Annotated in this window: 9 protein-coding genes; 7 read left to right on the forward strand and 2 right to left on the reverse strand. The window is 53.2% G+C overall.

All coding sequences use genetic code 11. The annotated features are described in order from the left end of the window. The first annotated feature begins 131 nt into the window (after window positions 1-131). A complete protein-coding gene (locus LQ229_RS24225) occupies window positions 132-2,036 on the forward strand; it encodes a stalk domain-containing protein (RefSeq protein WP_230193133.1) in 1,905 nt (634 codons plus the stop codon). A gap of 537 nt (window positions 2,037-2,573) precedes the next feature. Here LQ229_RS24225 and LQ229_RS24230 read toward each other — a convergent pair. After that, on the reverse strand, window positions 2,574-3,323 hold the full coding sequence (locus tag LQ229_RS24230) for a stalk domain-containing protein (protein ID WP_230193134.1): 750 nt from the start codon (window positions 3,321-3,323) through the stop codon (window positions 2,574-2,576). A 304-nt stretch (window positions 3,324-3,627) separates the two neighbouring features. Between LQ229_RS24230 and LQ229_RS24235 the strand changes: the two genes are divergently transcribed. Both LQ229_RS24235 and galU read left to right on the forward strand, forming a co-directional pair. Continuing rightward, on the forward strand, window positions 3,628-6,171 hold the full coding sequence (locus LQ229_RS24235) for a U32 family peptidase (protein ID WP_230193135.1): 2,544 nt from the start codon (window positions 3,628-3,630) through the stop codon (window positions 6,169-6,171). A 452-nt stretch (window positions 6,172-6,623) separates the two neighbouring features. After that, the gene (gene galU / locus LQ229_RS24240) at window positions 6,624-7,499 is read left to right on the forward strand and encodes a UTP--glucose-1-phosphate uridylyltransferase GalU (protein WP_216540138.1); all 876 of its coding nucleotides are present in this window, start codon (window positions 6,624-6,626) and stop codon (window positions 7,497-7,499) included. A 756-nt stretch (window positions 7,500-8,255) separates the two neighbouring features. Here galU and LQ229_RS24245 read toward each other — a convergent pair. Next, entirely contained in the window at window positions 8,256-8,765 is a 510-nt protein-coding gene (locus tag LQ229_RS24245; protein WP_230193136.1) for a hypothetical protein, read from the reverse strand. A 128-nt stretch (window positions 8,766-8,893) separates the two neighbouring features. Between LQ229_RS24245 and LQ229_RS24250 the strand changes: the two genes are divergently transcribed. The 4 genes from LQ229_RS24250 to LQ229_RS24265 all read left to right on the forward strand — a co-directional run bounded on the left by LQ229_RS24250 (window position 8,894) and on the right by LQ229_RS24265 (window position 12,668). Next, window positions 8,894-9,979, forward strand: a complete 1,086-nt coding sequence (locus LQ229_RS24250) for a CopD family protein (RefSeq protein ID WP_230193137.1) — start codon at window positions 8,894-8,896, stop codon at window positions 9,977-9,979. Window positions 9,980-10,088: 109 nt separating this feature from the next. Continuing rightward, window positions 10,089-11,123, forward strand: coding sequence for an ABC transporter substrate-binding protein (locus tag LQ229_RS24255; RefSeq protein WP_230193138.1), 1,035 nt, complete (start codon window positions 10,089-10,091; stop codon window positions 11,121-11,123). A 22-nt stretch (window positions 11,124-11,145) separates the two neighbouring features. Continuing rightward, entirely contained in the window at window positions 11,146-11,931 is a 786-nt protein-coding gene (locus LQ229_RS24260; protein WP_216540134.1) for an ABC transporter permease subunit, read from the forward strand. After that, on the forward strand, window positions 11,931-12,668 hold the full coding sequence (locus tag LQ229_RS24265) for an ABC transporter ATP-binding protein (protein ID WP_216540133.1): 738 nt from the start codon (window positions 11,931-11,933) through the stop codon (window positions 12,666-12,668). The genes LQ229_RS24260 and LQ229_RS24265 overlap by 1 nt, the downstream gene beginning before the upstream one ends. Window positions 12,669-12,693 lie beyond the last annotated feature (25 nt).

Raw genomic sequence — 12,693 nt, forward strand, 5'->3', positions numbered from 1 at the left:
GGAAAGTCCAGTCCCAGATGAAATTTTCAAAGAACGAGCCTGGAAATTTCGAGGCCGTTTTCCATCCCCCTCAGGGGATGGAAACTAACCTATAAGAGCTTTCAAAAGATACTATACGAGGAGTTTATTTCATGAAAAAAACAGGATTATGGTTTGCGGTCATGCTATTCGCGTTCGGACTTTGCGTGCCAACTGCGTTCGCGGCGGAAGAAGAAGGCGGTTCGATCGAGTTCCGCGTCAAAGTCGGCAGCTCCGCGGCGTCGATTAACGGTCAGGCGGTGGACATCGCCAAGCCTTACGCGGACAACGGGACAGCGATGGTGCCGCTCAGCGTCATTACGAAAGCGTTCGGCGCCAAATTCACCCTTGAGAAAAATAAATTGATTCATCTTACATACGGAAATCATAAGATCGTGTTTACGATCGGGGAGAAGGCGGCGGTTGTGGACGGCAAGCAGGTCGCGTTAGCCGCCGCGCCGAAATGGAAGTCCGACGTCTTGATGGTGCCGCTGCGCACCGTCGTGGACGCATTCGGCGCCACGCTCGCGCCAACCGATGACGGAGGGATCGCGGTCAAGGCGTCCGCTCCGCGTGCAGGAACGGAGGAAGCCGGAGCGGCTCCGAGTATCGACAGCGATCTTGGCAAGACGAAAATCGGCAACAGTTACTACAATTGGTCGATGAAGTATCCGGCCGGGTTGGTGCAAGACTATTACTCCCCGGAAGAAAATTATATTTCCTTCACGGACGCGAAAGGCGAATACTTGTTGTACATTTTTGTGGTGACGAACGATGAAGAATGGACGAACGAGGAATTGCTCGGCTATTTGACGGATCGTCTGGCAGACGAGGACGGCGTTTTGATCGATAAAAGAAAGGCGGACAAAACGGCTTATCCGTATGCGCAAGTTATCGCCAAGGAGCCGGACGGCCATTTCAGCGTCACGCGCGCTTATTACCATGAGGGAACGTATTACGAAGTTTATTTCGGCGATGCCAAAGCGAAAAATTATAAGGAATTGGCGAAGCATTACGATTTGCTCGACAGCTTCCAACCGTCGTTCGACGCGGCCGATAAATCAATGAAGGACGTATCTACCGTCCTTAACGGCTTCCGCCCGGTGGAGAACAAGGATTACGGCATTAAGCTCAGCGTACCGGCGGAGTGGCAGATCGACACGGAATATATGGAATTCGGCATCGGATTGACGCGCTTCCGGATCGTCGTTTCCTCGGCGGACAAAGGGTTGACGGCGGAGCAATGGGCGCAGCGCACGGAGCGGGAATTCCGCGACTCCTTCGCGCCCGACTACGGCAAAGTCATCGATTCGGGATCGGTGAAGGCGGCCGGGAACGACGCTGTATTGCGAACGTTCGAATACGATTTGGGCGACGGCTGGATTACGGAGCATGAAGTATTTCTCGTCAAGGGCGATTACAAATATTATTTGGAATATTCGTTCGCCAAAGACGAGAGCGCCAAGGAAGCGAGCCAGTTTGCAACGCTGCTCAAAACGGTGGCGATCGACTTCGATTATATCGACGACAACTTCGGCGTCATCTCCGATCCCGACGAATATGTCGACCGCGGCAAAACGGCCGTAAAATCGTCTAAAGCGTACAACTATTCGGTTGCGGTTCCGGCGTATTGGTCCGGCGACGACAGAGCAGGCAGCCTCGAGTCTCCGACAGTGGATTACACCTTCCTCGGGGGCCAAGTCCGCATTCAGGTCGACGAGAAAGAAACGCTCGCTCGCAGTATGGCCACCTTGAAAAACTTTTACGAGAAAGAGCTGAAGGACGATCCCGACGTCAAGAAGGCCGAGTTCGGCCAAACGACCGTCGCCGGCGTTCCGGCGCATACGTTCATGATGCAAGGCGTGAGCGCAGGCTACAACATTTACCTCGAGCAAGTCATGTTCGAGAAAAACAAAAAAACGTACATCCTTTCCCTCGTCATCAACGAGCCGAACCGGACGGACAGCAATATGAAGGCATGGAGCGGGTTCGTGAAGTCGTTCCAGTTCAAAGGATAAGGGAAAGCGGCGCCCGGCTGCGGGCCGGTAAAGACATTCGAACGATGGCGTTCGGATGTCTTTTTTTTGGTGACGAGGGGCAGCGGTCTGCATGATCTGACACTGCATTTGAAGACGTGACAATCTTGCCGCTTGGCGCGCATTGTTCAGCTTTGCCCGGGGGTGGAGTAAGTGGAGGGACGGTTGGAGACGATAATGTGATAAACTGTGTCGGGATGCTGTTGAGGTGTATACAGGTTGCATTCAACGGGATGTCCATTGGATTTTGTCCAATGTTATGTTCGTTGTAATCCACTCTTACGCTTCTTCATTGGAAAAGGTCCAACAGAAACGCTGCAAATGGGGCCAAAAATTGATAAAAGGGGAGAATCCGCTGGATGTTTTCCAATGGAGAGCCGTTTTGATCGGAAAATGTCCGGTTTCTGTTGGATATGTTACAGTGGCAGAATAAGAGGAGCGTGCGCATGAGCCGATCGCGATCTGCCTAATCCGTTACGAGCAAAAAAAAAGCCGCTCCATTCAAGAGCGGCCTTACGATTAATTTTGCAACCAGCTTTCGTCCCAAATAATATATCCCGTCGATTTTCCGCCGGCCGGACCGGTGAAAGTAACATATAGTTCCGTTGTTCCCGCCGGCAAGACCAATTCATTGCTGACTACTTTGCCGTCTTCGACTTTGCCCGTTGCGAGAGATTGCTTCTCTTTGTCTTCGATTACATACGTTCCCGTTCCGCCGCTTTCGGAAGCTTTAAATCCGACGAGCACGCCCATTTGCTTGGTCCCTTTTTTCACTTTGAAGGCGACCCCTTGCCCTGCGCTGTTCACACCGCTAACGGTGAAGGCGGTTTGATATTGCGTTTCTCCAAACAATAAATCTTCCTTATTTCTTGTAATTCCGTTTGCAGTGTAACCCCATTTCAGATGGGAAACGTTGTTTTCATTGAAGGGAGTTCTTTCCCCTTGGCCTGTTTGTTCCTGCCCTTGTTCTTGCGATACGGTAGAGATGGAGATTTGCTGCGTCGCGCCGTCAAATCCGACCTCAGCGCCCGTCGCTTCCGCTACCGCTCTTAACGGAACGTAAGTTGTTCCCTGGTAGCTGATCGGCACCGCTTTCTTTCCGTTCGCATCGGTCGGCGTCCACTTCTCACCGTTCAGCAAAAAAGAAATGCCGTGATTCAAGTTCGCCTGAATGCGCTCCAATGTCGACGCGGCTGATGCTCCGGCGGAAAACGCCAGCAGCAAAGCTCCCGTTGCAGCGATGAGGGTAATAGACTTTCTTTTCTTCAAACCTATCAATCCTTTCTGCATAAATATGTATGTGAAAATCCATCATAACGTACTTTTAATAAATGGGCAACGATTTGGGTAAACTCTTCCAAATTGAAATGATCCTGGTTTTATTTGTCTATAGTAGATAATAGGAGGGAACGTTTGGTACAATAGGTTTGTTTTTATTGAAGCGATTCGATTGATGAGTTTGATGCGATAGATGGGTTCCACGTGCAGGCGCGCGGTTGCGAGGGAAGGTTGCGTCCGGTGCGGTTGTGGAGTCGTTTACGGAAAAATAATGCAAGTTAAGGAGTTGCGGAACATGGGCGAGAGGGCCTTACAACGGGAAGATATCGAGCTGCTGGCGCCGGCCGGCGATTGGGATTGCATGCGGGCGGCGGTCGCTAATGGAGCGGATGCGATCTTTTTCGGCGTGGAAAAGTTTAATGCGCGGGCGCGAGCGAACAATTTTACGATGGACGAGCTGCCCGAGATTATGTCGTTTTTGCATAGCTATGGTGTAAAAGGGTTTTTGACGTTTAATATTTTGGTGTTCGAGGAGGAATTGCCGGACGCGAAGGTGTTGATCGACGCCTGCATCGACGCGGGGGTGGACGCCGTGATCGTGCAGGATTTAGGTCTTGTGAAAATGATTCGCGAAATTTCCCCCGATTTCCCGATTCACGGGTCGACGCAGATGACGATTACGTCGCCGGAAGCGGTGGAATTTACGAAAGCGTTCGACTTGGAACGCGTCGTGCTCGGCCGGGAAAACAATCTCAAGCAAATCAAGACGATCGGAGAGCAAGCGAAGCTGCCGATGGAGGTGTTCGTGCACGGAGCGCTGTGCGTATCGTATTCGGGCCAATGCCTGACGTCGGAAATGTGGGGCGGCCGTTCGGCCAACCGCGGCGAATGCGCGCAGGCGTGCCGGCTGCCGTACGATTTAATGGTGGACGGGCAGCAGAAGCCGATGGGCGATGTGGCGTATTTGCTGTCGCCGAAAGATTTGGCGGCGGTTGAACTGGTGCCGGAGCTGATCGAGGCGGGAGTGACGTCGTTCAAAATCGAGGGCCGGTTGAAAAGCCCGGAATATGTGGCGAATGTCGTGAGCAAGTATCGGAAGGCGATCGATAAATATTTTGCGGGCGATTTGTCGGCGCCGTCGCGCGAGGAAATGCGGGAGCTGGAGCAAAGCTTCTCGCGCGGATTCACGTACGGATTCCTGAAAGGGACGAACAATAAGCAATTGGTGGAAGGCACGTTCCCGAAAAGCCGGGGCGTCTATCTCGGACGGGTGGAGCAAGTGCTGCGCGACGGGGTCGTATGCAGGCTGGAGGCTCCTTTGAAGCGGGGCGACGGCATTGTGTTCGATGCGGGCGATCCGACGAAGAAGGAAGAAGGAGGCCGCGTCTACGACGTGCGCCGCAAAGGCGTGAAGGTGGAAGGCGAGGCGCAGGAAGGCTGGATCGTAGACATCGTGCCGGGCCGCAACGACGTGAAGCTGCAGCGGGTGCATGTCGGCGACCGCATCTGGAAAACGAGCGATCCGGCGCTCGATAAGCGGCTGCGGCAAACGTACGAGACGGAAGCGCCGTACCGCGTCTTCCCGGTGCATGTGCGCGTCGAAGGCCGCGCGGGCGAGCCGCTGCGGACGTGGTGGACGGACGTGCGGAAGGGCGTGACGGTGCAAGCGGAGTCGGAGCTGCCGCTCGAGGCGGCGTTGAAACGGCCGATGGATGCGGCGCTGCTGGAGGAACAATTCGGCCGCTTGGGCGGCACATTGTTCCAGTTGGAACGGCTCGACGTGCAGCTGCACGGAGACGTGATCGTGCCGATGCGCGAGCTGAACGCGCTCCGCCGCCGCGCGGTGGAGCTGCTCGGAGGCGAGCGCGCGTTGCCGCCCGTGTACGTGAAACGGGCGGTGGATGTGTACGCCGATGCGAAGCCGGCGCACGGGGACGCGGCGCGGCCGGCGGCGGCCGCCGCCGGGCAGCCGCGGCTGGCCGCGCTGTGCCGCACGCTCGAGCAGGTGCGTGCGGCGGCGGAAACCGAAATCGGCATGATCTATGCCGATTTCGAGTTCATCAAGCAGTTTCCGGCTGCGCTGGAAACTGCGCGCGCAGCGGGCAAGGCGATTGCGCTTGCCACGCCGCGCATTCATATGCCGAACGAGAACGGCTACCATAAGAACATCCTGAGATTGCAGCCTGATGCCGTGCTCGTTCGCAATACGGGCGCATTGTATTACTACATGCGCGCCCGGGCCGAATGGGAAGCGGGCGGCAACGCCGCGCCCTTCCCGCAGTTGATCGGCGATTTCTCGCTCAATGCGGCGAATCACAAGACGGTCGATCTATTTCTGGATACCGGCCTGGAACGGGTCACCCCGTCTTATGACTTGAACATCCAGCAAATGATCGACCTGCTCCGTCGCAGCGACACGGAGAGGCTCGAAATCGTCATCCATCAGCATCTGCCGATGTTCCATACGGAGCATTGCGTATACTGCACGTTCCTAAGCGAAGGAACGGATTACACCAACTGCGGCCGCCCGTGCGAGGAGCATCGCGTCTCCTTGCAGGACCGGATCGGCATGTCGCATCCGGTTCGCGTCGACGAGGGCTGCCGCAACACCGTCTACAACGCGATTGAGCAATCCGGCGCCGAGTACTTGCGCCATTTCCTCGATCTGGGCGTCTCCTCGTACCGCGTCGAGTTTCTCGAGGAAACGCCGGATAAGGTGCACGAGGTCATCGACCTCTATACCCGGGCGCTCCGCGGCGAGATCAGCGGCACTCAAGTATGGCGGACGCTGAAAGCGACGAACCAGCTCGGCGTGACGCGCGGGCAGTTGGTGAAATAAAGAGCGTTTGAAGGGCATGCATGCAAGCTCTGGTTCTGCATGACGATTGGAGTTGTATGTGCAGCGACGACGGACAATGCCGGCTGTCGCTGCGCAATTGCTTAACATAGTACACGGGAGTTCCCAATTAGCGTCGCAAAATTCGCTGTTTTTGGGGCGTTCCTCTATTTTCTCCGGTCAAAAGGAACGGATGTACCTTATTTACGAATTTCGGTTCGCAAATAAGGTATGTTCGTTCCATCTTATTGCGAAATGGCAGTGTGTTGGGACTAGGCAAGGTCATTCAGTGCTCTATTAAGGTATATCCGTTCCATATCCACGAATATGCCGTGGCCGTGGCGCTCGAGAAAAACCAAGCAAAGGCCGTTCCATACTTGGCTAGTGTTTCTTTTCCCAAGCTCTATGCTGTATAATAGGTAAAGTTGAATGAATAAGAAACTGGAGGCGACCCTGTGAGAATTCGGAAAGCGATTATCCCTGCGGCGGGATTGGGAACGAGATTTTTGCCGGCGACCAAGGCGATGCCGAAAGAAATGCTGCCGATCGTCGACAAGCCCACGATCCAATACATCGTGGAGGAGGCCGTAGCCTCGGGAATCGAGGATATCATTATCGTTACCGGGAAAGGGAAAAGAGCGATCGAAGACCATTTCGACAACTCCTTCGAACTGGAGTACACATTGCTTGAAAAAGGGAAGATGGATCTGCTGAACGAGGTGCAGAAATCGTCCAAAATGGCCGACATCCATTACATCCGGCAAAAAGAACCCAAAGGTCTCGGGCACGCGGTTTGGTGTGCGCGCAAATTTATCGGCAATGAACCGTTTGCCGTGCTGCTCGGCGACGATATCGTGCAAGCCGGCGTTCCTTGTTTGAAGCAAATGATAGATATATACGAACGATACGAGTCTTCCGTTGTCGGCGTACAACCTGTCCCGCATGAGGAAGTATCTCGTTATGGAATTGTCGACGCCGAACCGATCGAGGAACGGCTGTACCGGGCGAATGTCCTGGTAGAGAAGCCGGACCCGAGCCGGGCGCCGTCGAATTTGGCTATTATGGGCAGATACATATTAACGCCGGCAATTTTTAATATATTAGACGAGCAAGAAGTAGGCACGGGCGGGGAAATTCAATTAACCGACGCGATCGCCCGCTTGAACGACCAGGAGCGCGTGCTCGCGTACGATTTCTACGGACGCCGCTACGATGTAGGGGAGAAGCTCGGCTTCATCAAGACGACGATCGAATATGCCATGCAGCGGGGAGAACTGAAAGACGAGTTGCTGGCCTTTATGGAAAATATCGTGCGCGAACAGCGTGCATGATCCGAACATAACGAAACCGCCGGAGGGAACCCCGGCGGTTTTGCAGCTTTGAAGCGAATCGACGGACACTGCGTCCGTTATTTGCCGTATTTTCCTCGTTTCGCAAGGAATGGCGGACACAGGATCGTTTATTTGGGGAAATTTCATCATACCGCTGCGCGGCTGACGACCCAAGGAGCGGGCTAATGAAACGTAAACACGCTAATAGCCTGTAAATCACCTCGTTGCTCGTGTAACGAAACTGAAACACGCTAATGAGGGGAAAAAGGCGATAAAAGCGCCGATTTCCAATGAATACCGATACGTACTTTCGTTAGATTGGGAACGTCCTCATTTTGAGCCCAATAAGGATGGCCAGTTTCGTTAGCGCCAAATAAGGAGCGCCGCGCGGATCGCCTTCGAAATGCAGAGGCAACCCTTTCTATATGTGCAATAAAGCCAGTTACTTCAACGGTGGCGGATTATGAAGTTGACTCTTGTTGCAGGAATTCGAATTCGCCACGGTCAGTTGCCGGCCAATCACTCATTATGAGATCGAATCCGTAAGCCTTTTGATGCAATGCCAGTGGTATGAAAGCCCGTTTTTAGCAAAATAACGGACGCACGGTCCGCGGCCCACCGCAATTGATGGATCCTCCACCTAATCCCATCGCAGCGCTCATTCCCGCTATCCTCGCATCCCCAATCAATCGGTATGATATACACGATCTACACTATCCCGATCGGTCAGGCCCCCCAAAGCTTAACAAGCCACCGCTAGTGACAAAGCGTATCAATGCCGTTATAAGCGAGAAGAATGCTTAGCAGCTCGGCGTTTTGCCGGAACTTGGCATAATTGGTTTCGGCGAGTTCCAGAGACGCGCTCAGCCGCGAGGAGCCGATCTCGGCTTCGTCCATATATTGCAGGTAGGATTGATGCAATTGTTCCAATATATATTGCGCCGCCGACAATTCCTCCGGAGCGGAAGTCAATGCCGCCATCAAAGAAGCGACGTAGGTCCTCCCCTTTTCCAAGTCGGCTGGAGCTAACTCACCCCGGGCCTTAAGATCGTCAAAGGCTATGACTTGATTATGCATTTCATTGACGGCGTATGCCATCTGCTTATAATATAGCTGCTCGGGCGAGACCGAGCCGGACAGTTGCAGGGTAGGGTACCCTTTCCAATAGCCGTATCCTAAACCGCCGACGCACAGCAAGAGGAAGGCCAACCCGAATATTAAACGTTTCATGGCGATAGGTACCGGTTTCGAGATCGCGGTTTCCATTCGAATTCCCTCTTTCGATCCTCACTAAATATGAATTATCATACTACACATATCTCATAATGTCTATTTATTTACTCGGAATTGTGTTATGCTCATACCAAAACGAAACGAAGAAAGCGAGTTTTACTATGATCGTGGTCTTGATACTGAGCGCATTATATATCTGTTTGGCGTTAGCCGTATCTTTGACCGTCGCGCGATTCATCCTTTCCGGGCGTTTGCCGGACTTGCGAATTCCGCGGGGGCTGGAGCAATCGGTTGTCGGCGGGGTCATCGTTTTCGCTTGTTTTTCACTTTTCGATCTAACGGCGCAAGTTGCCGGACAGTTTGATCTATCGTATGTCAACGCTTTTATCCAGGTCCTCTACGGGACCATGCAAGGAAAAGGATGGCTTGGCCTTCTTGTGTGCGGCGCGATCTGGTACGGCGCGGATGCGTTCATGTCCCCTCGTACCCGCCATGTGACGATGCTCATCTCATCGCTCGGGTTCATTGTCTTCACGGCGGTCGCGAGCTACGCGCATTCGGCGAGTCTTACGTTTGTCGAAGCAGCCGTTCGATCTTTGCATTTGTTAGCCGTTTCCGTCTGGCTTGGCTTCTTGTTTCTCGCCGGGTGGTTTACGCGGGCACGATCCTCGTGGCGCTCTTTTCTGGATTGGTTCTTCCCGCTTGCAGCAGGATGTTTCATCGTCGTTGCGGCAACGGGAGCAGTGCTGGCGAACGCTTCATCGAACGATTGGCTTGCCGCTAAGACGCTCGATTACGGACAGGCGCTGCTGATCAAGCAATTGGTTGTCATGCCTTTGCTCGTATTCGCGTTGGTCGACGGGTTGGTGCTGCGCCGGAAAATAGCCGATATGCCGGACTTGGATCCGCGAGGATGGTTTAAAGCCGAAAGCGTAGTCGCGTTGGGTGCGTTTGCCGTTACAGCCGTGTTGAGCCGCCAAGTACTTCCGCTGGATGTGGGCCAAACGCTTCGCTACACTCCGCCGTCCCGCTGGTTTCTGCCGTGGTATGACGGCGTCGTGACCCCCGATATTCAACTGACATTGGCTTTCGATCCGCTTGTCGTCGTTTTGGCGGCTGCCTCCGTTTTATGTTTAGGCATGATCCCTTTTGGCTTCCGGAAACGGGCTCGTATCTCAATCAGTTTATGCGCCTCGCTGCTATTCGTCGTATTCGGCTATCTAGCCTTTATGTCCGCCATTAGGTAACCCCATTTCAAAATGTGGTTGACCTTTGCGCGGTAATTTTATAAACTTAATTAATCATACTTGTTATATAGGAATTATAGGTATAGCTGGACTTGGGAGGGGTTTGTTTATGTTTTCAACAAGCAAAAAAGCGATCGCCGCCGTCATCTCTTTATTGTTGATCGCCAGTCTTGCGGCATGCGGCGGTTCCAATAACAACAACGCGCAAGGCGCAGGCGAGCAGCCGACACACAAACTGCGTTTAGGTTATTTGAGCGTCATGGATGACGCGCAAACGATTTTGGCTTATAAAGCGGAGATTTACAAAAAGCATGGGCTTGACGTGGATATGAAGCTTTTTTCGAGCGGTACGGATATGATTAAGGCCATTGTCGGAGGTCAATTGGATGCGGGCGTACTCGGCTTTACCAATGCGCTGTCCTGGATTTCCAAAGGCTCCGATCTGAAAATCGTCGGCGGCGCGCAAATGGGGTATCATAGCATGCTCGTTCACGGCGATAGCGGCATCGAGTCGTTGGATCAGTTGAAAGGGAAAAGCATCGCGTCCCAAAAACAAGGCAGCACCGCGGATGTCGTTTTAAACGGCGTTGTCTTGAAAGAGGCGGGGTTTAAGAGACAAGATGCGCAAATGCAATACGTTTCTCCGGCTGTAGCGATTCAATCGTTGGCGGCAGGCAAAGTGGACAGTGCGTTCGTATTCGAGCCGTATAGTTCGATCGCGAAGTTAATGTACCCGGTGAAGGAAATTTATGAAATCGGCGAACAATGGCCTTTCCCTTGCATGGTCGTGATCGCTTCCGGCGATATCGTCAACAACAATCGCGACGCGGTAGACCGGATGTTGGACGCGCAGAAAGAGGCGATCGATATGCTCCAGAACGATCCGGCCAAAGCGGCGAGCTATATTACGAAGGAATTTATTCAAGAGGATGAGCTCAAAAAGTTGGATGGAACGACGATCCCGGCCGAGCAAGTGATTCAATCCGCGATCGAATCGCAAACGTTTAACTGGGCGATTACGGAGCAAGACATTGCCCGTATGCAGGAAATATCGGAAATGATGCTGGAGCAAGGAAGTCTGGAAGAGAAGCTGGACATTAAGGACGCGCTGGATCTTTCCTGGCAGGAACAAGTACAACCATAGATAGAGTTGGGATGAACGTCTTATGAAAAAATCACTCAGTAAAACTTGGAGTCAAGTATGGCCTTTTCTAATTGCCGTCATATCATTGCTGCTGCTGCTGCAGCTCGGGAATTTCCGGACGCCGATCGTCATTCCGTCGGTGCCTGAGGTGTTTGCCCGGCTTGGGCGCGAATTGGCGACGCCGGATTTCTGGAAGTCGTTGGGGTCAAGCTTGTATCGGCTTGGGATCGGGTTTCCGATCGCCTGCTTCCTTGGAGGGCTGTTCGGCTTGCTTGCGGGCTTGTCCCGCAGCTTTGCGGTATATTTGCGCAGCTTGATCGGGATTTTGCAGTCGATTCCTCCGATCACTTGGCTCCCGTTCTTAATTATTTTGTACGGATTCGGCAATGTCCCGATTATTGCGATTATTATCATTGCGAGCTTTTTTCCGATGGCGTTGTCCGTTATGAATGCCACGGAAGGCGTCAATCCGACGCATCTGGAAGTGGCCAAAGTATTAGGCGCGAAAAAGGGGCAATTGCTTAGAAAAGTATATTTGCCCGAAACGCTGCCCGCCTTCATTACCGGTGCGCAGGTCGCTTTCGGCAACGCTTGGCGTTCGTTGATCGCCGGGGAAATGGTAGGGAGCGCTGCCGTCGGATTGGGCTTCGCCATCAGTTTTTCCGGCGAGGTGGCGGATATGACCGGCGTTATTATGTATATTATCATTATTGGCGCCATCGCCACGTTCCTGGACCATTTTGTCCTGGAAATGTTGAAACGCAAGCTTCTCCATTGGCGATACATCAAGGGAGGAGGGGATCAGTAATGCAAAGACTCGAACTCCGCAATATCAGCAAAAATTTCGGATCGCTGCAGGTGTTAAGCGATATCGATATTACAATTGAACAAGGAGAGTTTGCGGCGATCGTTGGCCCCTCCGGCTGCGGCAAAAGTACGGCGCTGCGCATGTTTGCCGGACTGGAATTTCCGTCGCAAGGGGAAGCTCTCGCAGGCGGGAAGGCGATTCAAGGGCCTTCGCCGGAACGGATGTTTATTTTTCAGGAGCATGCCTTGTATCCGTGGTCGACGGTGGAAGACAATGTAGGCCTGGGACTCGAATTGGCCGGCGTCTCCAAAGCGGAGCGGATCGAACGGGTGAACGCTGTTTTGGATAAAGTGAACTTGGCGGGATTTAACAAGTATTATCCGGCGCAGCTGTCCGGCGGCATGAAGCAGCGGGCGGCGATTGCCAGAGCGTTGGTGATGGACCCGGATGTGCTTTTGTTGGATGAGCCGTACGGAGCGCTCGATGCGTTAACCCGGTTGACGATGCAAAATGAACTGCTGAACATCTGGGCCGGCTCGGGCAAAACGATGCTGCTCATTACGCATGATATCGACGAGGCGCTCTATTTGGCCGATAAAATATTTGTAATGAGCGCGAGGCCGGGACAAGTCGTAGAGACGATCCGGCTGGATCAACCGAGACCTCGAAACAGGAACAGCGAATATTTCGCGGCGAACCGGCAAAAAATTATGAGCCTGTTAGGGCTTGAAGCGTAACAAATACTAGATGGAAGTGACAAGC

Source organism: Paenibacillus sp. CECT 9249 (assembly GCF_918697855.1).
Lineage (GTDB): Bacteria > Bacillota > Bacilli > Paenibacillales > Paenibacillaceae > MSJ-34.

Excerpts from the sequence above, each read along its gene's own strand:
- LQ229_RS24260 (WP_216540134.1), top strand. The coding sequence starts at position 11,146 with ATGAAAAAATCACTCAGTAAAACTTGGAGTCAAGTATGGCCTTTTCTA.
- LQ229_RS24255 (WP_230193138.1), top strand. The coding sequence starts at position 10,089 with ATGTTTTCAACAAGCAAAAAAGCGATCGCCGCCGTCATCTCTTTATTG.
- LQ229_RS24235 (WP_230193135.1), top strand. The coding sequence starts at position 3,628 with ATGGGCGAGAGGGCCTTACAACGGGAAGATATCGAGCTGCTGGCGCCG.
- LQ229_RS24250 (WP_230193137.1), top strand. The coding sequence starts at position 8,894 with ATGATCGTGGTCTTGATACTGAGCGCATTATATATCTGTTTGGCGTTA.
- LQ229_RS24225 (WP_230193133.1), top strand. The coding sequence starts at position 132 with ATGAAAAAAACAGGATTATGGTTTGCGGTCATGCTATTCGCGTTCGGA.
- LQ229_RS24265 (WP_216540133.1), top strand. The coding sequence starts at position 11,931 with ATGCAAAGACTCGAACTCCGCAATATCAGCAAAAATTTCGGATCGCTG.
- LQ229_RS24245 (WP_230193136.1), bottom strand. The coding sequence starts at position 8,765 with ATGGAAACCGCGATCTCGAAACCGGTACCTATCGCCATGAAACGTTTA.